Here is a 25,283-nt window from a genome sequence, read left to right on the forward strand (position 1 = left end):
AAAGGACATTTTCGGACATGGTGAGATGATAATTGGCGGAAGATCACAGGAGTTGAACCTGCCCGGCGCCGCTGGCGGCACCAACTGGATTTGAAGTCCAGCCGCCTCACCGGAGACGACGATCTTCCCAGCCTTCATTGCTACATGGAGGCGGTGCGCATTATACCGGGTTTCCCGGATCCTCCAAACAATGCTTTTGTCTTTTACCGTCTCCTCCCCTCATTTTCATTACTAAAATTAAGCAGATCCGCTCACTTATCCACCAGCCCCCTACGGTTAGCTTGCTAAGAGAGCGACCCGGCTCACAGTTATCAAGAATCGTAATCTGATAACCAGAAAACAGAATTCACCGCTCGCCCTCAATGCTTTACAACGTCAGACATAGAATTTTCGCTGCCGTAAGGACAGGGGCTGTAGAGATGACAAGTCAGGTACTCTCCGCGAAGGAAAAGTTTGGCTATGGCCTGGGCGACGCCGCCAGCCATATCATTTTCGATAACGTCATGATGTACATGATGTTCTTTTACACCGACATCTTCGGCATTCCCGCCGGGTTCGTCGGCACCATGTTCCTGCTGGCCCGCGCGCTGGACGCCATCTCCGACCCCTGCATGGGGCTGATTGCCGACCGCACCCGCAGCCGCTGGGGGAAATTCCGCCCGTGGATCTTCTTTGGCGCCATTCCGTTCGGCATCGTCTGCGTGTTCGCCTACAGCACGCCGGACTTCGGCCTGCACGGCAAAATGATTTACGCGGCCGTCACCTACACGCTGCTGACCCTGATGTACACCGTGGTCAACATCCCCTACTGCGCGTTGGGCGGCGTCATCACTAATGACCCGTCGCAGCGCATCTCCCTGCAGTCCTGGCGCTTCGTGCTGGCGACGGCGGGCGGCATGCTCTCTACGGTGCTGATGATGCCGCTGGTGAAATTCATTGGCGGGGACGATAAAGCTTTTGGTTTTCAGGGCGGGATTGCGGTGCTCTCCGTGGTGGCGTTTATCATGCTGGCGGTCTGCTTCTTTACCACCAGAGAGCGGGTGGAGGCGCCGCCGGTCAGCACCTCGGCCCGGGAAGATCTGCGCGATATCTGGCACAACGACCAGTGGCGCATCGTCGGCCTGCTCACCATCCTCAATATTATGGCGGTCTGCATCCGCGGCGGGGCGATGATGTACTACGTCACCTGGATCCTCGGCTCCCCGCTGATGTTCACCGCCTTCCTCACCACCTATTGCGTCGGCAACCTTATCGGTAGCGCCGCCGCTAAGCCGCTCACCGACTGGAAGTGCAAGGTCAGCGTCTTCTGGTGGACCAACGCTGCGCTTGCGGTGCTCAGCTTCGCGATGTTCTTCGTGCCGATGAGCTCGGTGGTCACCATGTTCGTCTTCATCTTCGTGATTGGCGTGCTGCACCAGCTGGTGACGCCAATCCAGTGGGTCATGATGTCCGACACCGTGGACTACGGCGAGTGGACCAACGGCAAACGCCTTACCGGCATCAGCTTTGCGGGCACGCTGTTCGTGCTCAAGCTCGGCCTGGCCATCGGCGGGGCGCTGATCGGCTGGATGCTGGCAGGCGGCGGGTACGATGCCGGTGCCGTCACGCAAAACAGCGCCACGATCACCATCATCATCGCGCTGTTCACCCTCTTCCCGGCGGTCTGCTACCTGATCAGCGCCGTGGTCGCCAAACGCTTCTACACCCTTAAGACCCCGTTCCTGACGAAGATCCTCGGCGAACTGGCGGCAGGCGTGCGTCGCAACCAGCAGGATTTTGAAAACACATCGGTTTCCCGGGAATTACAGCAGGAGAACATGAAGTAATGAAAATTAGTGACGGTAACTGGCTGATCCAGCCTGGGCTTGCGTTGATTCACCCGATTCAGGTGTTCGACGTGGAGCAAAACGGTAACGAGATGGTGGTCTACGCCGGGACGAAAGACGTCAGCGAACGCGGCAACCAGCTGGATACTCCGCTGTTCACCCTGCGCTTCTTCTCCCCGCAGGAGGGCATTGTCGGGGTGCGTATCGAGCACTTCCAGGGCGCGGTGAACAACGGCCCGCACTACCCGCTGAACGTGCTGCAAGGCGTAAAAGTCGAGATGCAGAACAACGAGAAGTTCGCGGAGCTGAAAAGCGGCAGCCTGACCGTGCGCGTCACCAAAGGCAGTGGGTGGGCGCTGGATTTCCTGCGCGACGGCGTGCGCATCACCGGCAGCGCGTTCAAGAACAACGGCTACGTGCAGGATGCGAATACGGGCCGCACGCACGTGTTTGAACGCCTGGACCTGGGCGTGGGCGAAGCGGTGTACGGCCTGGGCGAGCGCTTTACCGCGCTGGTGAAAAACGGCCAGACGGTGGAAACCTGGAACCGCGACGGCGGCACCAGCACCGAACAATCCTACAAAAACATCCCGTTCTACCTCACCAACCGCGGCTACGGCGTGCTGGTGAACCATCCGGAGTGCGTCTCCTTCGAGGTGGGCTCAGAAAAAGTCTCTAAGGTGCAGTTCAGCGTCGAAGGGGAATATCTCGAATATTTCGTGATCGACGGCCCGACGCCGAAAGCGGTGCTGGACCGCTACACCCGCTTCACCGGCCGTCCTGCGCTGCCGCCGGCCTGGTCGTTCGGCCTGTGGCTCACCACCTCGTTCACCACCAACTACGACGAGGCGACGGTCAACAGCTTCATCGACGGCATGGCGGAGCGCAACCTGCCGCTGCACGTCTTCCACTTCGACAGCTTCTGGATGAAGGCCTTCCAGTGGTGCGACTTCGAGTGGGACCCGGTGACCTTCCCGGACCCGGAGGGAATGCTCAAACGCCTGAAGGCGCGCGGCCTGAAAATCTGCGTGTGGATAAACCCCTACATCGGCCAGAAATCGCCGCTGTTCCGCGAAGGGATGGAGAAAGGCTACCTGCTGAAACGCCCGAACGGCGCGGTGTGGCAGTGGGATAAATGGCAGCCGGGGCAGGCGATTGTCGACTTCACCAACCCGCAGGCCTGCGAGTGGTATGCCGGGCACCTGAAGCGCCTGGTGCGCATGGGCGTGGACTGCTTTAAAACCGACTTCGGCGAGCGCATCCCGACGGACGTGGTGTGGCACGACGGCAGCGATCCGCAGAAAATGCACAACCATTATGCGTTCATCTACAACGAACTGGTGTGGAACGTGCTGAAGCAGGAGCTGGGTGAAGAAGAGGCCGTATTATTTGCCCGCTCGGCCTCCGTGGGCGCGCAGCAGTTCCCGGTTCACTGGGGCGGCGACTGCTACGCCAACTATGAATCCATGGCGGAAAGCCTGCGCGGCGGGCTGTCGCTCGGCATGTCCGGCTTCGGGTTCTGGAGCCACGACATCGGCGGCTTCGAAAACACCGCCCCCGCCCACGTCTACAAGCGCTGGTGCGCGTTCGGGCTGCTGTCCAGCCACAGCCGCCTGCACGGCAGCAAATCCTACCGCGTGCCGTGGGCGTACGACGATGAAGCCTGCGACGTGGTGCGTCACTTCACGCAGTGGAAGTCCCGCATGATGCCGTATCTCTACCGCCAGGCGGCCCACGCTGCTGAAACAGGTACGCCGATGATGTGTGCGATGATGCTGGAGTTCCCGGACGATCCGGGCTGCGACTATCTGGACCGCCAGTACATGCTGGGCGAGTCGGTAATGGTCGCGCCGGTATTCAGCGAGGCGGGCGACGTGCAGTTCTACCTGCCGGAAGGACGCTGGACGCACCTGTTCAGCAACGTCGAGGCGCAGGGCAGCCGCTGGCACAGAGAGCAGCACGGCTTCCAGAGCCTGCCGGTCTACGTGCGCGACAACACGCTGCTGGCGCTGGGCAACAACGACCAGAAGCCGGACTATGCCTGGCACGAAGGCACCGCCTTCCAGCTGTTTAGCCTGGAGGATGGCCGTGAGGCGCTGTGCGAAGTCCCGGCGGCGGACGGTAAAGTCATCTTTACGCTGCGGGTGAAACGCGAAGGAAACGCGCTGACGGTGCAGGGCGAAGGCCAGGCAAAAACGTGGACGCTGTGCCTGCGTAACATCGGCAAGGTGCAGGGCGTAGAGCAGGGCAAGAGCCAGACGGGCGAGCAGGGCGTGGTGATTACGCCGGATTCTGCCGGCTCGCGGATGGTGATCGAACTGTAGGTTTTAGCGGCTGGCGCTGCGCACTTCCTTCCTGCACGTCTGGTTGGAAGTGCGTGAACGTCATCCATCCTGATATTAAATGCTTTATTGTGCAGAATTCTGAAAATATATAATTGTCTTTATTTCAGGTGGCAAAATATTGGTTAATGGAGGCTCATTTTACAAGGAGTGTGTAATGTCTATTTTAAGTGGGCCAGCCTGGTGCCGGGCTTTTCCAGATAGTGATTCTTTACTTGATCTGAAATTTCCATTTGATACCGCAGTCAATAATTTTATTACCGCACTGAAAGCTGCCGGTGCGAGGGTGAGTATTTCCGCTACGCTTCATCCACCAGAAAGAGCCTGGCTGATGCATTGGGCCTGGATGATTGCAAAAGGCAAAATAGACCCAGCTCAGGTGCCCGCCAAAAAGGGTGTAGATATTCAGTGGGTGCACGAAACACCGGAAAAAAGCCGGCAGAGTGCTGTTGCGATGGTCAATGCTTATGGGATGCAGGGTCTCCCCGTTGCACCTGTGCTTCACAGCCGCTATACGGAAGGCCATGCGATAGATATTGATATTAGTTGGGTTAATAATCTTAGGATAAAAAATAAAGCAGGCGAATATGTAGAGATTGTTTCCTTCCCGCGTAATGCCATGAATATCGAGCTTGCTCAGGTCGGAAAAAGCTACGGCGTCATGAAATGTCACGATGGTGGGCTGGATGCGCCACATTGGTCAGTAGATGGGCGTTAGGATGAATAAGCGCAGCTTATTCTGTCTGCTCTGGTTTTTTATTACTTTGAATGTTTTTGCTGGCAGTGGGGTAGCATTACCCAGTGATGTGCAAGGCTTTATCGATAATGCTGATGCCTGTGAGCATTTTTCAGGGGAATGGGACAATAACTTACCCAAAACCCGGCAGCTCGATATAAAAGAGGCGCTCGACAAAAATTGCGGCATCGCCAGGCGTCAGCAAAGCGAATTGAAAGAAAAGTACGAAGGAAACCAGGAGATAGAAAAAATACTCGCGGATTATAAATTTTAGTTTGCTGGCCGTTTTTCTGGTACACGGAGAGGAGTAGCCTCTCCTCAGACTGATGACAAACCTAAAGCGAATGCGTTTCGCAAAGATCTCACCGAATAAATAACAAGGAAAATCAATTCATTGATTTTCGCCTGCTTACCACAAAGAAGGAAAAACCACGCTTTTTCCTTCTTTGTCAGCAATCTAAGGAGAGGAGCAACCTCTCCTTTTCTTCGCCTGCCGTATACCCCTCGCAACACACATTAACAAACTGTCGCGCTCTGAAAGCGTATAATCCCGCCATCTTTTAAAGGGGATTTATGACCATGAAAAAACTGCTTTCCATCGCGCTGCTGGCCGGCGTTGCGCTGTCCGTTACCGCCTGTTCCAGCGACTACGTGATGTCCACCAAAACGGGCGAAATGATTGTTACCCACGGCAAGCCGGAAGTGGATAAAGACACCGGTCTGACCCGCTACACCGACCAGCAGGGCATCGAGCGCCAGATCAACAACGACCAAATCTCGCAGATGATTAAGAAAGACTGATTATCCTGACTTTCTGTCCTCAAAATTCCTGTTCTGGAATACGTCTCGCATGACCAAAATCGCCAGTCGAAATGTGAATGGCGATTCGCTTTTGACCAGCTATAGTGCCGATATTGCTTATGCATGGAGGCACTTCTCATGGAAATTCATAAACTGCAGGCGGTTAAACATTGCTCAGTAGGTGGCGCATGTTACGATGAGTTTAAACATTGTTTAATCGAGGCGTCCGCAATGAAAACTCTCATCCGAAAATGGGGCAATTCTGCCGGGGCAATCATACCCGTAGCGGTTTTGGATCGGGCTGGTATGAAACTGGGCGATAAAGTAGAGATTGAAGCCGTAGAGGGTGGGATCTTGCTGCGCGCTGCAAAACCGGTATATACGCTGGAGCAGCTTCTGGCTCAATCACCGGAAGGGAGTTTTGAGCTTGATGATGAAGATCGCGAGTGGCTGAACGCTAAGCCTGTTGGAAAGGAGCGGGAATAGATGAGCATCTATCTCCCTGACAGGGGTGATATCGTCTGGCTGGATTTCGATCCCTCCGCGGGACACGAGCAGGCGAAAACACGCCCGGCTCTGGTGTTAACTCCCGTGCAGTTTAGTCGTCTTACAGGCCTTACCGTGGTTGCTCCCGTGACTTCTCGCGTTCGGGGCAATGCCCTCGAAGTACATCTGGATGCGGAAAAGACCAAAGGGGTGGTAATCTGCCACCATGTTAAATCGATAGATTTTCGTGCTCGCCGGATTCGTTTTATTGAAAGAGCCCCGGAAAGCGTAACGGAAGAAGCTTTATCAAAGGTGAAGGTTTTTTTTGATTAAAAGACTGAGGTAGCTCTCTGACTAATGACACTCTGCTTTCGTAGGCCGGATAGGCGCAGCGTCATCCGGCAAAACGTACGCCACTGCTGAATGACGCTATCGCTTTTCAGCCCTTCATCTGGTGCTTCACCCGCCACGCAATATCCTGCATCGCGCTTCGCGCCGCCGGGCTGATCCCACCGAGCTGGAAGAAACCGTGGATCACGCCGAGATAGCGCTGACAGGTGGATTCCACGCCGTGCTCCATCAGGCATTCATGCAGCACTTCGCCTTCGTTGCGCAGCGGATCGTACTCGGCCGTAATAATATGCACCGGCGGCAGGCCGCGGAAATCTTCGCGGTACAGCGGGCTGGCTTCCGCATCCATTGGTTCGAGATCCGCCATATAGGCTTCGTAGCCCGAAAGCAGCGTATCGCGGGTGATGATGTAGTCGTAGCCATTTTCCTGATAGCTGACGGACTCCGCCGTGGCGTCCAGCATCGGGTATATCAGCACCAGCCGCGCGGGCTGCCACTTCCCGGTACCCTTCAGCCGCAGCGCGGTGACCAGGGCGATATGGCCCCCGGCGCTGTCGCCCACAAGCGAAATGCCTTCGCGGTTCACTTCCAGAAGCGCTGCATTGTTCCAGACGGCATTCGCCGCACGCTCGGCGTCATCATGCGCTGCCGGATACCTGTGCTCCGGCGCCAGGCGATACTGCACGGCAATCACCCGGCAGCCGCTGTAATAGCAAAGCTGGCGCAGCTGGTTGTCATGGGTGGCAAAGCTGCCGCTGACGAAGCATCCGCCGTGGTAGTAGACGACGGCGGGAAGCTCGCCGGACGCGTTAAGCGGGGAGAATACGCGTAGCGTCATGCCATCAAGCCTGATGTCTTTAACGTCTACGCGGGTTTCCGTTTCACCGGCTAAGGCCGTGCTGGCGAGATACCCGGCGCGGCGTTCGGCGATAGTTTGCTGGCGTGAAGAGGGGCGACCGGCGGCGATAAACTCATCAACCAGCGCCTCGATGGCGGGTTCTAAAGACATAAGGCGATCCTGACTGGCGGGTAGGGTGGATAAACGCAGGCGTCATCCACCGTTTTAAACCCGATCTGGCGGATGGCACGACGCTCATCCGCCCACGAACTTACTCGCCTTCCCCTGGGAACAGGAAAGGGTTGATGCTGCTGCGGGCGAAGCCTTCCTGCTCCATGCGCGCGTCCAGCACCAGCGAGGCCAGGTCGTCCGCCACGGCCTCCACTTTGGCATCTTTTTCCTGATACAGCAGCTTCAGGTAGGTGCCGCAGTCGCCGCAGCTTTCCGCTTTGATGGCCGACTGTTCGCTGTCCAGCGACCAGTAGTTCAAATCGCGGGTCTGCTCGCAGTTGCTGCATTTTACGCGCACCACGTGCCACTCGGTTTCGCACAGGTTGCAGTGCAGGTAGCGCAGGCCGCTGGTGGTGCCGATCTGCACCACGCTCGACACCGGCATGGAGCCGCAAACCGGGCAAAACTGGCGCTGTTCGCCGTATTCCGCTTTCGCTTTGCCGGGGATGAGGGTTGCCATCTGCGCCCAGTAGAGCGACAGCGCGGCCCAGATGAACGGGGCTTTATCGCTGGAAACCTGCGCAAAGTCGGCGTTGAACAGCGACGTCGCCATCTCTTCCAGCTCCTGCGACGAAGCCTTCTCCAGATTTTCGATCACCGCCAGCGCCTGGCCGTCCATCTCCGGCTTCAGCTCGGCGATTAACGAATTCAGCAGCAGCTGCCAGTGCGGGTCGCGCGGCAGGACGTGAATATCCAGCGGCGGCTTGCCCGTCTCGGCTGATTTTTGGATCAGCGCGGTTAAATCCATCTGCAGCGGGTGGTCGTACAGCACCACTTCCTGCGCGTGGGCGATAAGCGCGGCAAAGCGCAGGAAATCACCCAGCGGATTATTGGTCGCCAGCTCGCGCAGGCGTTCTGCGCGGCGGTTGTAGAGATTTTTCAGCCTGGGGAACAATAACGGCGGAATCACTTCCGCCGTACGTTTCTCGCTCTTATCCAGCTGATCTTGCGGGACTATGCGAATACTCATTCCGATCGTTTTTCCTGTTTCTCGCGAACTTCACGGTACCATTTCGGATGGTGTTTTCTGGCCCAGGTCGTGGTGACCCAGCCTTCGACCATCGCGGTAATCGTGCCTTTCACCCAAAGTGCGGCGTAGATGTGCACCATAATAACCACAATTAACGCTACTGCGGCAAATGAATGCACCATCAGGGCGGCGCGAATCACCGGGATGGAGAAAGCGGGCGCGAAGTAAGGACGCCAGATAACCACGCCGCTCGCCAGCAGCAGCACCAGCAGGATAATCGCCGCCCAGAACACGCATTTCTGGCCGAAGTTATACCGCCCGGTGTCGCCCACCTCCTCGTTGACGACGATCTTACGAATATTCTTCGCCCAAAAGATATCATCCCGATTGATTAGATTGTGGTGCCAGTAGCGGAAAAACATGATGATAAACGAGGCAAACATCACCACGCCCACGAACGGGTGCAGGATGCGCGCCAGCTGCGGCGTGCCCAGAATATGCATCAGCCAGTTGAAGGAGGGGAAGAAGAACCCCAGCCCGCTCACCGCCGCCAGCACGAAGCAGAAGGCGGTGACCCAGTGGTTAATACGCTCAGGGGCGCTGTAGCGCTGGATAGTCACTTGTTTTTTCATGGCTTGCGCACCTCGTCATCGTCATGATGCAGGTTGTCATCATCGATTTCGGCACGGTTCGGGCCGACCCCCACATAGTGGAACACGCTGGCGGCAAAGGTCGCCGCAAAGCCGATGGCGGCCAGCGGCTTCCAGACGCCTTTCCAGAATTTCACCGTTGGGCTGATGGACGGATCCTCCGGCAGGCCGTGGTAGAGCGTCGGCTTGTCCGCATGATGCAGCACGTACATCACGTGGGTGCCGCCAACCCCTGCCGGATCGTACAGCCCGGCGTTGTCGTAGCCACGGGTTTTCAGCTCCGCGACCCGCTCGCCGGCCAGCACTTTCATGTCGTCTTTCGAACCGAAATGAATCGCGCCGGTCGGGCAGGTTTTCACGCACGCAGGCTCCTGGCCGACGACAACGCGGTCCACGCACAGGGTGCATTTGTAGACGCGGTTGTCCTCCGGGTTCAGGCGCGGCACGTCGAACGGGCAGCCCGCAATGCAGTAGCCGCAGCCGATGCACTGCTCAGACTGGAAGTCGACGATGCCGTTGGCATACTGGATGATCGCCCCTTCCGACGGGCACGCCTTCAGGCAGCCGGGGTCCGCGCAGTGCATGCAGCCGTCCTTGCGGATAAGCCACTCCAGCTTGTCGTTTTGCTCCACTTCCGAGAAGCGCATTACGGTCCAGGATTTAGCGGTCAGATCCGCCGGGTTGTCATAAACCCCGACGTTGTGCCCCACCTCATCGCGGATGTCGTTCCACTCCGAACACGCCACCTGGCAGGCCTTGCAGCCGATGCAGGTGGTGACGTCGATGAGCTTCGCCACCTCCTGCTGGTGATCCCGCGCCTGGGGCGCGGGCGTGAAGCCGTTGGTGGCGGAACGACGGATAATGTCCTGAGATTGATAAGCCATAGTTCGTCTCCGTTACACCTTTTCCACGTTGACCAGGAACGCCTTAAACTCTGGCGTTTGCGTGTTGGCATCACCGACAAACGGCGTCAGCGTGTTGGCGAGGAAGCCTTTTTTCGCCACGCCTTCGTAACCCCAGTGAATTGGGATGCCGATGGTGTCCACCTTCTGTCCGTTCACATCCAGCGTGCGGATACGCTTGGTCACCACCGCTTTGGCCTTGATATAGCCGCGGTTGGAGGAGACCTTCACCGTATCGCCCTGAACAATCCCGAGCTTGTTCGCGAGCTTCTCGCCAATCTCGATAAACTGCTCCGGCTGCGCGATGGCGTTCAGCAGCGCGTGCTTGGTCCAGTAGTGGAAGTGCTCCGTCAGGCGATAGGTGGTGCCGACGTACGGGAACTTATCATGCTTGCCCATCGTTTCCAGGTCGCCCTTGAACACGCGGGCGGCCGGGTTAGAGACGACGTTCGGGTGCAGCGGGTTGGTGCCCAGCGGCGTTTCAAACGGCTCGTAGTGCTCGGGGAACGGCCCTTCCGCCATTTTGTCGATGGCAAACAGGCGGCCTAAGCCCTCCGGCTGCATGATAAACGGCCCGACGTCCGTGCCCGGCGCGGCGGTGCTGTAGTCGGCAATGTCCGCGCCGCCCCACTTCGCGCCGTCCCAGGAGATCAGGCGGCGTTTTTCATCCCAGGATTTGCCCTGCGGATCTGCGGATGCGCGGTTATAAAGAATGCGGCGATTGAGCGGCCACGCCCAGGCCCACGCCAGGGTGTTGCCCAGGCCGGACGGATCGGCGTTGTCGCGGCGCGCCATCTGGTTTCCCTCCGGCGTCCAGCTCCCGGCGAAAATCCAGCAGCCGCTGGACGTTGTGCCGTCGTCGCGCAGCTGGGCGAACGAGCTGAGCTGCTGGCCTTTTTTCACCAGCACCGCGCCCGTTGCCGGGTCGACAACATCCTGCAGCGCCTTGCCGTTGCTCTCCATGGCCACTTCTTCCGGTGCCGGGTTGTCCGGCGTCAGGTAGTTCCAGCTCATGTTGACGACCGGCTCCGGCAGCTTGCCGCCGTCGCGCAGGTACATGTGGCGCAGGCGGGTGAAGATCCCCGCGAGGATTTCGCCGTCGTTCAGCGCTTCCCCCGGCGCGTCCGCGCCCTTCCAGTGCCACTGCAGCCAGCGGCCGGAGTTGACGATGGAGCCGTTCTCTTCGGCGAAGCAGGTAGACGGCAGGCGGAACACTTCGGTCTGGATTTTCGACGGATCGACGTCGTTCATCTCGCCGTGGTTCTGCCAGAAGTTGGAGGTTTCGGTGTTCAGCGGGTCGATGGTGACGAGGAACTTCAGCTTCGACAGGGACGCAATCACCTTGTTTTTGTTCGGGAAGGACGCCACCGGGTTAAAGCCCTGGCACAGATAGCCGTTGACCTTGCCCTGGTTCATCATCTCGAAGTACTGCAGCACGTCGTAGCCCTTGTCCCACTTCGGCAGCCAGTCGTAGCCCCAGCTGTTTTCCGCCGTGGCCCTGTCGCCGAAGAAGGCCTTCATCATCGAGACGAAGAATTTCGGGTAGTTGCCCCAGTAGTTCACCTGGCCTTCCAGCAGCGGTTTCGGCGTGTTGGCGGCAAGGTAGGTCTGCAGGTCGGGCTGCTTTTCGTTCGGCAGCGTCATGTAGCCCGGCAGGCTCTGTGACAGCAGGCCCAGGTCGGTCAGGCCCTGAATGTTGGAGTGGCCGCGCAGGGCGTTCACGCCGCCGCCCGCCATGCCCATGTTGCCGAGCAGCAGCTGGATCATCGCCATGGTGCGGATATTCTGCGCGCCCACGGAGTGCTGCGTCCAGCCCAGCGCATAGAGGAACGATGCCGTTTTGTTCTTCACGCTGGTGGCGGCAATGTATTCGCACACCTTGATGAAGTCGTCTTTCGGCGTGCCGCAGATGTTCGACACCACGTCCGGCGTATAGCGGGAGACGTGCTCTTTGAGCAGGTTCCACACGCAGCGGGGATGGCTGAGCGTCAGGTCGCGCTTAGCGAAGCCTTTCTCATCCAGCTCGTAGTTCCAGCTGGTTTTGTCGTATTTGCGGTTTTCCGCGTCGTAGCCGGAGAACAGGCCGTCGTCGAAGCTGTAATCCTCACGCACAATCAGGTTGGCGTTGGTGTAGGCCTCAACGTACTCGCGGTTGAATTTATTATTGGCGATCAGGTACAGCAGCACGCCGGACAGGAAGGCAATGTCGGTACCGGAGCGAATCGGGGTATAGAAATCCGCCACCGAAGCGGTTCGCGTGAAGCGCGGATCGATAACGAGCAGCTTCGCGCCGTTGTGAATTTTGGCTTCCATCGCCCAGCGGAACCCGACCGGGTGCGCTTCTGCGGCGTTGCCACCCATCACAATCACGAGATCGGCGTTTTTAATATCAACCCAGTGGTTGGTCATCGCACCGCGACCAAATGTTGGAGCAAGACTTGCTACCGTTGGTCCGTGTCAGACGCGCGCCTGGTTATCCACGGCAAGCATGCCGAGGGCGCGGGAAAATTTTTGGGTTAAATAGCCGGTTTCGTTACTGGAGGCGGATGCGCACAGCATGCCGGTAGAGAGCCAGCGATTGACGGTGGCGCCCTGGTCGTTCTGCTCGATAAAGTTGGCGTCGCGGTCTTCTTTCATCAGCTTCGCGATACGGTCGAAGGCCGTTTCCCAGCTGATTTGCTGCCACTTATCCGAGCCGGGTGCGCGGTAAGACGGGAACTTGAGGCGGCTTTCGCTGTGGATGAAATCCACCAGGCCTGCGCCTTTCGGGCAGAGCGCACCGCGGTTGACCGGGTGGTCCGGGTCGCCTTCAATATGGAAGATGGATGCTTTGGCATTTTTTGCCCCGTCGCCCAGGCTGTACATTAATAGCCCACAACCAACGGAACAGTATGTGCAGGTATTACGGGTTTCGCGGGTGCGCAGCAGCTTGTACTGCCGGGTTTCCGCAAGCGCAACGCCCGGGGCAAAGCCCAGCGCCGCTGCCGTGGTGCCTGCCATACCGCCAGCACAGATCTTAAAGAACTGCCTTCTGCTGACCTGCATGGATACTCCTTTTCGACATTTTTCACATGACTTATAGGTTTATTTTTGCGGTGTAAGCCGCAAAGGTTCACAATCGGAACCGCTAAACTGGTTATTACCCTTCTTCCTGAAGGGGTAGTATGTCCAGAATACCACATTGGTATTAAGGCTGTTCTCATCCGGTTAATAGAAAGTGAATAAAACTGACGTAAATCACGAAAAAAATGTGACAGAAATCGCAGGATTAAGCGCGGTGGATCTGTGGACGCGGGGCTCGCTCGAGGTTGCCAAAAGCGACTGGATTGCCGAGGAGGTGCCCGTCGCGCTGGTCTACAACGGCATTTCTCACGTGGTAATGATGGCCTCGCCGAAAGACCTGGAGCAGTTTGCGCTGGGCTTCTCCCTCTCCGAGGGCATTATTGAATCCCCTTCGGAAATTTTTGGCATCGACACCGTGCCGGGCTGCAGCGGCATCGAAGTACAAATCGAACTCTCCAGCCGCCGCTTTATGGGCCTGAAAGAGCGTCGCCGATCCCTTGCCGGCCGCACGGGCTGCGGCGTCTGCGGCGTAGAACAGCTTAATGACATAGGCCGCCCGATTACCCCACTGCCCTTTACCCAGACGTTCAGTCTGAACCTGCTGGACGCGGCGCTGGGCAAAATGCGCGACTACCAGCCCATCGGCGAGCTGACGGGCTGCACGCACGTGGCGCTGTGGCTCAACGAGCAGGGTGAAATTCTGGATGGCAAAGAAGATATTGGCCGCCACGTGGCGCTGGATAAGCTGCTCGGCACCCGCGCCCGCCAGAACTGGCGCAGCGGCGCGGCGTTAGTCTCCAGTCGTGCAAGCTACGAGATGGTACAAAAATCCGCCCAGTGCGGAGTCGAGATCCTCTTCGCGGTTTCAGCCGCCACCACGCTCGCCGTCGAAGTGGCCCAACGCTGCAACCTGACGCTGGTGGGCTTCAGCAAGCCTGGCCGCGCGACGGTTTATACGCACCCTGAGCGGCTGCGCTAACGTTGAGAATCGCCAGCATCTTTCAGATGCTGGCTGGATGCTTTAAGAAACCCGATTCCGGTTTTTCCTTCTCCGATTTCCCGCATAAAAATGCGTGGATAGTCACATTTTTGATATCTGCTTTTTATCCGTTATCCCCTGAATTTTGCCGTTCATAAAATCCCCTTCTGAAATCTGCTCACCTCATTGAAATATAATATTTTTTCACGATATTAGCGGCGGCCCGCTGTTTTTTACAATGTGATATTCATCACAATAAATGACCTTTAAAACCCTCTGTCAATATTCATGGCCGCCAGATGAATCGCATTTTTGTGACATTCATTGCAAATCGAGGGCTTGTTTAAAAGGAAAAATGATTGCAGGGAAATTAAACGGGGTAAGGGTCATGAGAATCGGCATGGTAATTAGCGGCGGGGATGTAACAGGAATAAATAACTTTGTATTCCAGATCTCCAGATTAGCCCAGGCAGAAATCATTTTATTCAATGGGGGTATTCCCGGCCTGTTGCAAAATAAACATCAGGCTATTTCCCCGCGTGATTTAGTGGACTTTTCCATTGCCGCCATTCCGATTATGTCTTCGGGAAGAACCAGCCGTAAATTGACGGCCCCGGAATATGAAACCATCGCGAAGCAGCTTAAAGCCCTGCATATTGATGTGCTTATTATGGCGGGCGGCGACGGCTCGCTACAGTTTCTGCATCACCTTAGCGAGTACGGCGTGAACTGCTTTGGCGTCGGCATGACCATCGATAATGACGTTTACGGCAGCGATTACACGATTGGTTTTTCTACCGCCTGCGAACAGATTATTAAAGAGGTCGCCAAGCTGCGTAATACCGGGCGGGCGCTGCCGGGACGTGTATTTATGGTCGAGCTTCTGGGCGGCTTCTGCGGCGAGCTGACGCTGCAGTCGGCGATTAAAAGCAACGCTGATTTCGCGCTGATCCCTGAATGCCAGCAGACGCTGAGCGAGCTGGCCGGGAAAATTACCGCCAGGCTTGAATCGCAAAACAGCGTCGTGATCCTCTGCTCTGAAGGCTACACCAAAGAGTACTCCCCCGGCTTTCAGGGGGCGATTGATACCATGATTAAGCAGCTTGAACCGAAAATCGGCGTGCGCATCCGTAAGTCGATAATCGGCTACAGCCTGCGTAACGGTGACCCGACCTGCGAAGAGATTTATCAGGGCACTATTATGGCCGGAGAAGTCGTGCGCTGTATCCGGTCAGGCATGAGAAATAAAGCAGTCATTATTAATTCGAGTAATAAACCGATCCCAATTGATTTAATCAGTATGCAAAAGCGCCTCGTCGACACCGAAGGGCATCATTATAAATTAGCCAGGCAACTCGATATTATTTGAGGAGTGAATCAATGCTTAAAATTCTATGCGTATGTGGCTGCGGTTTAGGTTCCAGTTTCGCCATTGAAATGACGGCGAAGGCGGTGCTTAAAAAATTAGAAATTCCTGCCGAGATTGAACACACCACCGTCTCCGAAGCGGGGGCCTTTAAATCCGATATTATTCTCACGCAAAAAACCTTCGCCGATATTTTAACGGCGGACGCCAGCGAAGAGGAAATTAAACGCGTTATCGTGCTGCACCGCTTAACGGACAAAGACGAAATCGAGCGGAAAATTGTCGCCTTTTTAAAAGAACGCAATGTAAAGGTACTCGAAAATGAATAGCATCATTAACTTTATTGTTAAGGACCTGCTGGGACAGGCATCGATTCTGATCGCCTTTATCGCCATGCTCGGTCTTTTGCTGCAGAAGAAATCGAAGGGCAAAGTGGCGGAAGGCACGTTTAAAACGCTGCTCGGCTTTTTAATCATGATGGCGGGCATCAATATTATCGTTGATACCCTGACCTTCCTGAACGATATCTTCACCCACGGCTTCGGCATGAAGGGCTACATCACCGACGTGGCGGCAATTGCGGGGCTGGCAAACCGCGAACTGGGTTCCGAAGTGGCGCTCACGCTGATGGTGATTTTCATCGTCAACATCATCATTGCCCGTATCACGCCGTTTAAATACATCTTTCTTACCGGCCAGGCGCTGCTGTGGATGGCAACCATCGGCGCGGTTATCGGCTACAAATCGGGGCTGACAGGGGCACCGCTGATCCTGACCGGCGGGATTTTCGGCGGGATTATGGCGGTGCTGATGCCCGCGCTTGCTCAACCTGTGGTTCGCCGTATCACGGGCTCTGACGACGTTGCCCTCGGCCACTTCTGCACCATTGGCTACCTGGTGCAGGCGGCGGTGGCGAAGGTGGTGGGCAAAGGGTCGAAATCCACCGAAGACCTGGTGCTGCCGGATAACTTCAAATTCCTGCAGGACACCTACCTTTCTATGGCCGTGGTGATGATCCCGATGTATCTCATTCCCGCGCTGGCGGCCGGGCCGGAGTACATCAGCCAGTATTCCAACGGCGTGAACTACCTGATGTTCGCATTTATGCAGTCGATTCAGTTTGTTGCCGGGGTGTTCGTGCTCTACAGCGGCGTGCGCCTGCTGCTTAACGAACTGGTTCCCGCGTTTCGCGGCATTGCGATGCGCATTGTACCCGACGCAAAACCTGCGCTGGACTGCCCGGTCCTGTTCCCGTATGCCCCGAATGCGGTCATCGTCGGCTTCCTGGCCACCACGGCGGGCTCCATCATCGGCATGATTGTCTTCCCGATGTTTGGCCTGGCGATGATCCTGCCTGGTCTGTTAACCAACTTCTTTGCGGGCGGCACGGCTGGCATCTTCGGTAACGCGATGGGCGGCAGGCGCGGCGCGGTGATCGGCGGCGTGGTGCACGGCCTGTTCATCACCTTCCTGCCGGCAATTCTGGTGCCGATGCTGGAAAGCTACGGCTTTACCGGTGTGACCTTCAGCGACTCCGACGTGATCAGCAGCGGCCTGATTCTGGGGCACGTCTTCCAGAATAACTGGACGTTTGTCGGCCTGTTTATTCTGTTCGTGGCGCTCATCGCCTGGTTCGTGAATGGCAAATCAACCAAACCTCAAGAGGAAAAAGCACATGAGTCTGTATAACTTCCCTGATTTATTGCAGGTGGCAAAAGCACGCGGTTTTAAAGCGGTTGGTTCCTTCAATTTACATTGTCTGGAAATGCTGCCCGCCTTTTTTAAAGCGGCAAAGGCGACGAACAGCCCATTAATGATTCAGATCTCAACCGGCACGGCGGAATATTTAGGCTATCGTTTGCTGGTCGATTCAGTTTGTTCTTTAGCGGAAAGCCAGGATATTCCGACCTGCCTGCATCTGGATCACTGTTCGGATATTGAATCCATTAAAACGGCCATCGACGCCGGGTTCAGCTCGGTGATGTATGACGGCTCGCATCTGGAGATGGCAGAGAATATCGCTAATACGCGAAAAGTTATCGAAATTGCCCGCCCGCGCAATGTGTCTGTTGAAGCAGAATTAGGCGCAATTGGCGGTTCGGAAGACGGTAAGGCAGTGGCGGCGGAAGATATTTGTTTTACCACCACGGAAGATGCCCGGCACTTTGTTGATGAAACGAAGGTCGATATGCTGGCGGTCTCCGTGGGCACCGTGCACGGCCTGTACACCGGCAAGGCCAAAATCCAGCATCAGCGCCTGGCGGACATCAGCGAAGTCACCAGAACCCCGCTGGTACTGCACGGCGGGACGGGCGTCAGCGATGAGGACATGCGCCGCGCCGTGGCGGGGGGAATCGACAAAGTGAACGTTGGCACAGAGATGAACGTTCAGTGGGTCGGCCACTGCCAGCAGACGTTCGGCAAAGGCAAAGTGAACGACAGCGTGCGCAAATTTTTAATTCCGGCTAACGACGCGGTGGCTGCGGTATTAATCGAAAAGATTGCATTATTTAAATAACGACCGCGTTAATCTTTACTCTTCACTGTAACCCTGGTTGCCCGGCAATCATCGGGGCGGGAGATAGCTATGTTTGAATCATTAAAAAGACTGTTTAAGCCGGATAATACAGATACGGAAAAATATGATATTCAGGCGGCGCAGCTTGCGGCCGAATTAACGGCTCTGGAAAATATATTATCGGCGGATCCCCTGAATAGCGAAGCGCAAAAAACATTAATGCTGCGCTATAACCAGGCGTTACAGGTCTTTGCGAAGAGTAAAACGCACCGTCAGCATATTGATCCTTTATTTGTCAAAATAGACGAGCTGCGCAATATCATTCGCAGAACTATTTAAGGAGCCACTATGGCTATTAAGGAGTTATTGATCGAGGCGCAGGCAATCCAGGTCGGCGTACGTGAAAAGGACTGGCAAAAAGTTATTGAAATGGCGGCCCGGCCGCTGGTTGAGAACGGCTATATTTTGCCGTCCTATCACCAGGCGGTAATCGCTAATACGCTGGAGCACGGTGCCTATTACGTCTTTGAGGAAGGGGTCGCCATGCCCCATGCCAGGCCGGAGTGCGGGGTGCTGAAGAACTGCTTCAGCCTGCTGCTGCTGGCGGAGCCGATCGCCTTTGCCGACAGCGACAGGGCCGATATCGTCATCATGTTTGCCGCCAGGGACAGTAACGGCCATATAGAGGAAGGCATTCGCGCCATTGTGAACCTGCTGGGCGATGACGACGTGATGACGAAGCTGCGTCAGGCAAAGAACAAAGAGGAGGCGATCGCAATATTATGAGCCAGACTACGCGAACACAGGGCAAAACGGTGGTACTTGTGAACGGCGTTCCCGCATCCGGGAAAAGCACCGTCGCGCGTCTGCTGTCAGAACACTTTGCTTTGCCGGTTTTGACCATCGACGGGATCAAAGAGCCGTTTATGGCGCAGTTTGATGAGATCGACAGGCCGTTCAATCGGCGGCTGGGCTGCGCGGCCTACGAGGTTATCTGGTCGATAGTGGCGGACAGCCCCCGGCAGTGCGTATTTCTGATTGACGCCTGGTTTGGCTTCCAGCCGAAGGCGTCGCTCGTCCGCTATCTTGAGCAGGCGGGTATTACCCGCGTGCTGGAAGTCTGGAACAGCATTCCCGGTAATCTTGCGGCGGCGCGCTATGCGCAAAGGCTGGACGTCAGGCGTAACGGCCACCCCGGTGAAGAGTATTTGCCGGAGCTGCTGCGGCTGGCCGACAGCGCACGGCCTATGGCGCTGGGGCCAGTCTGTACCCTGGATCAGGAGAAGCCGATAGACAGCGCGGCGCTGGTTGCCTGGCTGGGAAAGGAGCTGGAGAACTAAGCAAAACGGCCCTCTCATCTGCGCGGAGGGCCGCAGCGCCCGCTAATCTGTATCAATAAGCCAATATCGCTCCACCTTTTTTCCTTTCTGCCGATAACTTAACCAGGACGTTGAAACGCATTGTAATGCCCCCTCCGTCGGGCGATTGTTTGAGGTAAAAATGGATAGTTTTCAAAAAGATATAGACGAAAGGGCCAACCTTTCGTTATCCAACAAATTTGAACTGCTGCTGTTTCGTCTGGGAAAAGGTGAACATGCAGAACACTCTGAGCTGTATGGTATCAACGTCTTTAAGCTGCGCGAAATCGTGCCGATGACCAAGGTCAATCGCGCTGCGGGTATGGAGCCGCCGCTGCTGGGGATGGCGAATATCCGTGACCAGATTATCCCGGTTATCGATCTGCCAGCGGTCACTGGCTGCGTGCCGGAAACGGGGTTGAACCTGCTGCTGATCACGGAATACGCCCGTAGCGTCCAGGCCTTTGCGGTGGAGTCCGTGGAGAATATTGTCCGTCTGGACTGGAGCCAGGTTCACGCGGCTGAGGCAGGCGTTAACAGCCGCAATATCACCAGCATCGCTTCGCTGGACCATGAGGATCACCAGGGCGAGCTGGCGCTGGTGCTGGATGTTGAGCAGATCCTTTATGACATTCTGCCATCAGGGCGTAACGTTGATGTCACCCGTATACAGGATAAAAGCTACACCCTGAAGCCCGGCGCGGTGGCTATTGTGGCGGAAGATTCAAAGGTTGCCCGTGAAATGCTGGAGCAGGGTCTGAAAGGCATGGGCATTCCCGCGATCATGCACGTTACCGGCCTTGCGGCCTGGGAGAAGATTAAAGAGATCGCAGCCCAGGCGAATGCGGATGGCGTGCCGATTACCGACAGAATCGGTCTGGTGTTGACCGACATCGAAATGCCGGAAATGGACGGCTTTACCCTGACGCGCAACATCAAAACCGACTCAAGTTTAAAAAGCATCCCGGTGATCATCCACTCGTCTCTCTCCGGCAGCGCCAATGAAGATCATGTCCGCAATGTCGGCGCCAACGGTTACGTGGCAAAGTTTGATGCCAATGAGCTTTCAGGTGTGATTGCCTCAGCGCTGGAGGATGCGGCGAAGTAGTCATTGTAAAGGGTGGGGAAACAAAATGTTACCCACCCTCATTACTCCCCCCATAGATTTTTTCCCGCCGCGAGTCCATTGTTAATCATCCCTACCCATAAGAGAGACAACATGGCTTCCATCGAAAAATCAGGTTCGTTCACGCTTGGCGATCGCAAAGTTCACCGTCTCGGCTACGGCGCAATGCAGCTTGCAGGCCCCGGCGTGTTTGGCCCTGCGCGCGATCATGACGGAGCGCTGGCGGTATTAAGAGCGGCCGTTGAGGCGGGCGTGAACCACATTGATACCAGCGATTTTTACGGCCCGCACGTCACCAACAAGCTGATCCGCGAAGCGCTGGCACCTTACCCGGACAACCTGGTTATCGTGACCAAAATTGGCGCGCGCCGCAGCGACAAAGGCGACTGGCTGCCCGCTTTCTCTGCCGAAGAGCTGACCAGCGCGGTGCATGACAACCTGCGTAACCTTGGCCTTGAGCAAATCGACGTAGTGAACCTGCGCGCGATGTTCGACCCGCACAAACCGGCGGAAGGTTCAATTGCGGAACCGCTGGAAGCGCTGGCAAAACTGCAGCAGCAGGGCCTGGTGCGCCACATCGGCCTGAGCCACGTGACGCCAACGCAGATTGCCGAAGGCCGCAAAATTTGCCCAATCGTCTGCGTGCAGAACCTCTATAACCTGGCGAACCGTAACGATGACGCGCTGATTGATGACCTTGCAAAAGACGGCATCGCCTACGTGCCGTACTTCCCGCTGGGCGGCTTCTCACCTTTGCAATCGTCGATTCTGTCGGACGTAGCCAAAGAGCTTAACATCACCCCAATGCAGCTGGCGCTGGCCTGGCTGCTGCAGCGTTCCCCTAACATTCTGCTGATCCCCGGCACCTCGTCGGTTGCCCACCTGCATGAAAACCTGGCCGTCGCGGAAATGAAACTCTCTGCGGACGTGATGGCGAAGCTCGAAGGCATTGCTGGATAGGAAAAATAAGATGGGTAAGCGGCAGCGCTTTCCACCGCTTACACCTTATTTGCCGGATGGCGCCAGGGCTTATCCGGCCTACAACTAATTCGAGTTGTGGGGTGCGCCACCATAGTTTTATTACGGGAACATATTATTAATAACCGTAATACGTATTTTAAATAGGTTATTTACCCACCAGCATAAATCGCTTACATTTGTCGGAAGTTAATAAATAGCAGGGAGCAGCTATGTATTATAAAAACGACGTTATAAGCTATTTACAGGCTAATAATATCCTCGCCCTGAAGCTCGACCACGCTTTAACAGGCGTAGGAAAAGCGGTAGCAAATCAAATTGATATTATAGGATCGGGTGCAAAACGCGCCCTGTATTACACCTCCTGCTTTACGGATGAATACCAGGATGTCTGCCAGCAGCAGAAGACGGAGGATATCCGATTCAGGGATGCTGTTTATCGGCTCATCGGTCAGGAAGATATTGTCTATGACATGCTCAAGATCTACTTTGAGGAATTGCTAAAGCATAAAACATCAACTCAGTTGGAATACATTAAGCAATTGCTTATGGCCGTGAATGTCCACATAGCCGCTAGCTCCCTGACTAATGCTGGTTTTGCTATGGCGGTCGCCAGCGCTGTCTATATGGGATTAAATTTGAGCATGGAGATAAGTGCTCTCATAGGGCGAAGGGTTTTCAAAGGTGTAATGGCTGTTGGTTTTTATGGCATTGTTCAGAAAGCAGCAGATAGCGCCAATCGCCTTCACTTTACTTTCCCAGCTTACTACGCTGCATTATACGCCCAAGAGCTGGAAATGATGTACTTCTTGATCGAACCATTATTTGAACGAGCGGGTGCGATTCAAGCGCAGTGGGTATCGGATAGCGGTGTTGCAGACATCATTACCAGGATGATTCGATAGCCATGATGAATCTTATAAAAAGATTTTTTAATAGAGTATTCAGATCGTTATTGTCGATGTACGCCCCGGCTGTGTTAACAATAATATTCGCATTACTACAGGCCCATTTCTTTCCAGGTAGCCCAGTCTGGCCAATCGGCGTTTTTTTTCTAATCGTAATGATTTTCTTATGAATGCGTGGAGCGCTTAAATCCACGATGGACATTCAGTATCACCAGGATGATTCGATAATCATGATAAATCTTATCAAAAGATTTTTTAAGCGGATATTTAAGTCCCTCGTGGGGCTCTACGCTCCCCAGGCAATAATAATCACGTATGCATTAGTGCAGATCAATGTATTCCCTTCAGTACCACTTTGGTTTGTGCCGTTGTTCGCGATAATTGTGATTTATATCTTTGCCCGTTACGTGAAGTGGTAACGATTTTGTATGTAAGGCTCGCTCAAAAGATTATGGACAGCCAATATTGCAGGATGATTCGATAACTATGATGAATATTATACAAAGAATTTTAAAACGAATCTTGAAATCATTATTTTCTATGTATGCACCTGCATTGTTAACACTTTTGTTTGCAGTAACCTTGGTACAATTTTTCCCCAATGGTCCTTTATGGCCTGTACCCGTTTTCCTTGTATTTATGCTGTTTATCTTTGGTCGTTACGTGAAGTGGTAATAACCCAATAGTCAAAAACCTACTCTTACACTCTCATTAATAAGGATATTATATGTCGACTCCCGCACATTTATGGCTTGAAGATGAAAACGGTTCACCCATTGTCGGCGGATGCTTAATGCCGCTGCGTTCAGGCTCCATCGAATTAAAATCATTTTCCCATGGGGTGACCATTCCCGTTGACCCGAACTGGGGCAAACTCACCGGTACACGCGTTCACCGGCCTGTCGTGATAGTAAAAGAATTCGACCAGACCACCCCCGTGCTATATCGCGCCGTCTGTGAAGGCCGCAGGCTGAAAAAAGCCATTATTAAAATGTACCGCATCGTTGAAGCTGGCGTGGAGTCTGAATATTTCAATATCATCCTGGAAAACGTCAAGCTGACGACGGTTTCGCCGTATCTTTCCCCCAACGGCCTGAGCAGCACTCACCTGGAAACGCTCGAGTTACGCTACGAGGCGATCTCCTGGAAGTATACGGAAGGCAACATTATTTATCGTGACACGTGGAACGATCGCTGCACCAGCTGACGCTAAGGCTTATCCGGCCTACAACTTGTCCGAATCGTAGGGTGGATAAGCGACAGCGTCATCCACCGATTACATCGATTTGCCGGATGGCGCTAAGGCTTATCCGGCCTACAGTTCTGATAGAGCCTGTATTCAACGTGCTGGCGCATTTGAAGCCCAGACGGCATCAGATGACAGGATGATAAGGTAGCCAGGGATTATATACATTAAAAAAATAGCGCTGTGGCTTTGTCAGCAATTATTTTCGCTTTATGGCCCACCGCTGTGCGTTATCCTATTCGCTGTTCTACAACAATATTTTTTCCCGGATAGTCCCATTTGGCCCGTTGGTTTGTTTTCGATATTCGTTATATATATCTTTGCCCGTTACGTGAAATGGTAACGATTTTGTATGCAAGGCTCGCTCAAAAGATTATGGACAGAAAATATTGCAGGATGATTCGATAACTATGATGAATATCATAAATAGGATTTTTAAACGTGTCTTCAAATCATTGTTTTCTATGTATGCGCCCACATTGCTAACACTCTTGTTTGCGGTAACACTGGTACAATTTTTTCCCGGTGGCCCTATATGGCCTGTACCCGTTTTTCTTGTATTTATGCTGGTTATCTTTGTTCGTTACGTGAAGTGGTAATAACCCAGTAGTCAAAAACCTACTCTTACTCTCTCATTAATAAGGATATTATATGTCTACTCCCGCACATTTATGGCTTGAAGATGAAAACGGTTCTCCCATTGTCGGCGGATGCTCTTCCGGACAGGGTGACAGCATTAGCGTGGTTAAGCTTGAATTGAGCCACACTTAACCATTTTCAGTAAGTTACAGCCACCTTTGCGAGCCATGCCGCAGGCTGCAATTCCCGGTAATTAAACCCCTTGTCCGCCGTCATCAATCGCAGTAACGTTTCCCGGCACCTGCAAAATCAGGTGCCGGGATTAGCCTCCCGGAATAGTTACAGGCGATATATGACGCGCCAGCGTCTTTGGTATATCGTACGTTCAGCCACACCTCATTATGGTGGGCTGGACGAGGGCACCGAAAGGTGCGCCGGTTTCCTGTAACACCGGTAAGGCTAACCTTGTTCAGCTCACCGCCCGGAGATTAGCCTCTCAGGCGGTGTGGATAAACCGTTACAGGAGGCTGCCATTATGGCTACGACCCCAACCCAGACTGTTTCTTCAGAAACCTCGCCGCTTACCCTTAACTTTGGTCCCGACACCGATTTCACCGTGCTGGCGGATTATTGCGAACGCTTCGCCGATTCGCTGATTGAAAGCACAAAGCCAGGGGAAAGACGCGTGCTTTGCTACCGCCTTGCGGAATGTCTGCAACTGCTGTCATCAACTTTGAATGACCCTATTCCAGAGCACCTGATTGAAAGCCTTACCGCGGACGATTTTCCCGCAGCGGTGCCCGCTTTCGACCCCGAACCAGAAGATCTCTGCCGCTACTGCCTGACGCTTGCGCAAATCCTTAATGACCACAATTTTTGCGCAGCAGAAGAAAGTGCCCTCACCGGGCTGCTGTTCGAACTGACGAACTACTTTGCCGATGAGCTAAGAACGCCGCGTTTTGTACGCTCGCCGCTTACGATGTAAATCAACATCCCCGGTCTGAATTGGCCGGGTTTTCCCTTTTTTGG

General features: G+C 54.8%; 25 protein-coding genes and 1 tRNA gene. 20 read left to right on the forward strand and 6 right to left on the reverse strand.

The genetic code is table 11. The annotated features are described in order from the left end of the window. Positions 1 to 33: 33 nt before the first annotated feature. Positions 34 to 128, reverse strand: a tRNA-Sec gene (locus HYQ67_RS17445). A 291-nt stretch (positions 129 to 419) separates the two neighbouring features. Between HYQ67_RS17445 and HYQ67_RS17450 the strand changes: the two genes are divergently transcribed. From HYQ67_RS17450 to HYQ67_RS17480, 7 genes are all read left to right on the forward strand, one after another. Continuing rightward, positions 420 to 1,826 (forward strand): glycoside-pentoside-hexuronide family transporter, encoded by a 1,407-nt coding sequence (locus HYQ67_RS17450; RefSeq protein ID WP_202305572.1) that lies wholly within the window; start codon positions 420 to 422, stop codon positions 1,824 to 1,826. Next, complete coding sequence (yicI, locus tag HYQ67_RS17455) at positions 1,826 to 4,150, forward strand: alpha-xylosidase (protein WP_202305582.1); 2,325 nt, start codon at positions 1,826 to 1,828, stop codon at positions 4,148 to 4,150. The genes HYQ67_RS17450 and yicI overlap by 1 nt, the downstream gene beginning before the upstream one ends. 175 nt (positions 4,151 to 4,325) lie before the next feature. Beyond that, positions 4,326 to 4,886, forward strand: a complete 561-nt coding sequence (locus HYQ67_RS17460) for a peptidoglycan-binding domain-containing protein (protein ID WP_202305584.1) — start codon at positions 4,326 to 4,328, stop codon at positions 4,884 to 4,886. Position 4,887: 1 nt separating this feature from the next. Further along, positions 4,888 to 5,178 (forward strand): hypothetical protein, encoded by a 291-nt coding sequence (locus HYQ67_RS17465; RefSeq protein ID WP_237391305.1) that lies wholly within the window; start codon positions 4,888 to 4,890, stop codon positions 5,176 to 5,178. Between the two features lie 305 nt (positions 5,179 to 5,483). Next, positions 5,484 to 5,705 (forward strand): YgdI/YgdR family lipoprotein, encoded by a 222-nt coding sequence (locus HYQ67_RS17470; protein ID WP_202305686.1) that lies wholly within the window; start codon positions 5,484 to 5,486, stop codon positions 5,703 to 5,705. Between the two features lie 138 nt (positions 5,706 to 5,843). Next, entirely contained in the window at positions 5,844 to 6,191 is a 348-nt protein-coding gene (locus tag HYQ67_RS17475; RefSeq protein ID WP_202305588.1) for an AbrB/MazE/SpoVT family DNA-binding domain-containing protein, read from the forward strand. Continuing rightward, positions 6,192 to 6,524: a type II toxin-antitoxin system PemK/MazF family toxin gene (locus HYQ67_RS17480; RefSeq protein WP_237391306.1), complete on the forward strand. Its 333-nt coding sequence runs from the start codon at positions 6,192 to 6,194 to the stop codon at positions 6,522 to 6,524. It begins immediately after the preceding gene. Positions 6,525 to 6,630: 106 nt separating this feature from the next. On the opposite strand, the gene HYQ67_RS17485 is transcribed toward HYQ67_RS17480, so the two are convergent. From HYQ67_RS17485 to fdnG, 5 genes are all read right to left on the reverse strand, one after another. Next, positions 6,631 to 7,551, reverse strand: coding sequence for an alpha/beta hydrolase (locus HYQ67_RS17485; RefSeq protein WP_202305590.1), 921 nt, complete (start codon positions 7,549 to 7,551; stop codon positions 6,631 to 6,633). Positions 7,552 to 7,651: 100 nt separating this feature from the next. Beyond that, a complete protein-coding gene (gene fdhE / locus HYQ67_RS17490) occupies positions 7,652 to 8,581 on the reverse strand; it encodes a formate dehydrogenase accessory protein FdhE (RefSeq protein WP_202305591.1) in 930 nt (309 codons plus the stop codon). Further along, positions 8,578 to 9,213 carry a formate dehydrogenase cytochrome b556 subunit gene (gene fdoI / locus HYQ67_RS17495; RefSeq protein ID WP_202305592.1) on the reverse strand — a complete coding sequence of 212 codons (636 nt, stop codon included), beginning with the start codon at positions 9,211 to 9,213 and terminating at the stop codon, positions 8,578 to 8,580. Before fdoI ends, fdhE begins: the two co-directional genes overlap by 4 nt. Continuing rightward, a complete protein-coding gene (gene fdxH / locus HYQ67_RS17500; protein ID WP_202305593.1) occupies positions 9,210 to 10,115 on the reverse strand; it encodes a formate dehydrogenase subunit beta in 906 nt (301 codons plus the stop codon). The genes fdoI and fdxH overlap by 4 nt, the downstream gene beginning before the upstream one ends. 12 nt (positions 10,116 to 10,127) lie before the next feature. Continuing rightward, complete coding sequence (gene fdnG / locus HYQ67_RS17505) at positions 10,128 to 13,178, reverse strand: formate dehydrogenase-N subunit alpha (protein WP_202305594.1); 3,051 nt, start codon at positions 13,176 to 13,178, stop codon at positions 10,128 to 10,130. A gap of 172 nt (positions 13,179 to 13,350) precedes the next feature. On the opposite strand from fdnG, the gene fdhD reads away from it, so the two are divergent. The 13 genes from fdhD to HYQ67_RS17570 all read left to right on the forward strand — a co-directional run bounded on the left by fdhD (position 13,351) and on the right by HYQ67_RS17570 (position 25,239). After that, positions 13,351 to 14,175 (forward strand): formate dehydrogenase accessory sulfurtransferase FdhD, encoded by an 825-nt coding sequence (gene fdhD / locus HYQ67_RS17510; protein ID WP_202305595.1) that lies wholly within the window; start codon positions 13,351 to 13,353, stop codon positions 14,173 to 14,175. 388 nt (positions 14,176 to 14,563) lie between these two features. Further along, positions 14,564 to 15,544 (forward strand): 6-phosphofructokinase, encoded by a 981-nt coding sequence (locus HYQ67_RS17515; protein WP_202305596.1) that lies wholly within the window; start codon positions 14,564 to 14,566, stop codon positions 15,542 to 15,544. Positions 15,545 to 15,555: 11 nt separating this feature from the next. Further along, entirely contained in the window at positions 15,556 to 15,870 is a 315-nt protein-coding gene (locus HYQ67_RS17520; RefSeq protein ID WP_202305597.1) for a PTS sugar transporter subunit IIB, read from the forward strand. Then, entirely contained in the window at positions 15,863 to 17,230 is a 1,368-nt protein-coding gene (locus HYQ67_RS17525; protein WP_202305598.1) for a PTS sugar transporter subunit IIC, read from the forward strand. Before HYQ67_RS17520 ends, HYQ67_RS17525 begins: the two co-directional genes overlap by 8 nt. Then, positions 17,217 to 18,059, forward strand: a complete 843-nt coding sequence (locus HYQ67_RS17530; RefSeq protein ID WP_202305599.1) for a class II fructose-bisphosphate aldolase — start codon at positions 17,217 to 17,219, stop codon at positions 18,057 to 18,059. The genes HYQ67_RS17525 and HYQ67_RS17530 overlap by 14 nt, the downstream gene beginning before the upstream one ends. A 69-nt stretch (positions 18,060 to 18,128) precedes the next feature. Further along, positions 18,129 to 18,398 (forward strand): hypothetical protein, encoded by a 270-nt coding sequence (locus HYQ67_RS17535; RefSeq protein WP_202305600.1) that lies wholly within the window; start codon positions 18,129 to 18,131, stop codon positions 18,396 to 18,398. Positions 18,399 to 18,407: 9 nt separating this feature from the next. Continuing rightward, positions 18,408 to 18,845: a PTS sugar transporter subunit IIA gene (locus HYQ67_RS17540; protein ID WP_202305601.1), complete on the forward strand. Its 438-nt coding sequence runs from the start codon at positions 18,408 to 18,410 to the stop codon at positions 18,843 to 18,845. Then, a complete protein-coding gene (locus HYQ67_RS17545; protein WP_202305602.1) occupies positions 18,842 to 19,399 on the forward strand; it encodes a P-loop nucleotide/nucleoside kinase family protein in 558 nt (185 codons plus the stop codon). Before HYQ67_RS17540 ends, HYQ67_RS17545 begins: the two co-directional genes overlap by 4 nt. A 160-nt stretch (positions 19,400 to 19,559) precedes the next feature. Then, entirely contained in the window at positions 19,560 to 20,525 is a 966-nt protein-coding gene (locus HYQ67_RS17550; RefSeq protein WP_202305603.1) for a chemotaxis protein, read from the forward strand. Positions 20,526 to 20,636: 111 nt separating this feature from the next. Continuing rightward, positions 20,637 to 21,503: an aldo/keto reductase family oxidoreductase gene (locus tag HYQ67_RS17555; RefSeq protein WP_202305604.1), complete on the forward strand. Its 867-nt coding sequence runs from the start codon at positions 20,637 to 20,639 to the stop codon at positions 21,501 to 21,503. 230 nt (positions 21,504 to 21,733) lie between these two features. Beyond that, entirely contained in the window at positions 21,734 to 22,426 is a 693-nt protein-coding gene (locus tag HYQ67_RS17560; RefSeq protein ID WP_202305605.1) for a hypothetical protein, read from the forward strand. A gap of 730 nt (positions 22,427 to 23,156) precedes the next feature. Beyond that, positions 23,157 to 23,636 carry an Hcp family type VI secretion system effector gene (locus HYQ67_RS17565; protein ID WP_202305607.1) on the forward strand — a complete coding sequence of 160 codons (480 nt, stop codon included), beginning with the start codon at positions 23,157 to 23,159 and terminating at the stop codon, positions 23,634 to 23,636. A gap of 1,153 nt (positions 23,637 to 24,789) precedes the next feature. Next, positions 24,790 to 25,239 carry a hypothetical protein gene (locus HYQ67_RS17570; RefSeq protein ID WP_237391307.1) on the forward strand — a complete coding sequence of 150 codons (450 nt, stop codon included), beginning with the start codon at positions 24,790 to 24,792 and terminating at the stop codon, positions 25,237 to 25,239. Positions 25,240 to 25,283 lie beyond the last annotated feature (44 nt).

It is taken from the genome of Dryocola clanedunensis subsp. sulfonylureivorans, assembly GCF_016756775.1.
Classification (GTDB): Bacteria; Pseudomonadota; Gammaproteobacteria; order Enterobacterales; family Enterobacteriaceae; genus Dryocola; species Dryocola clanedunensis.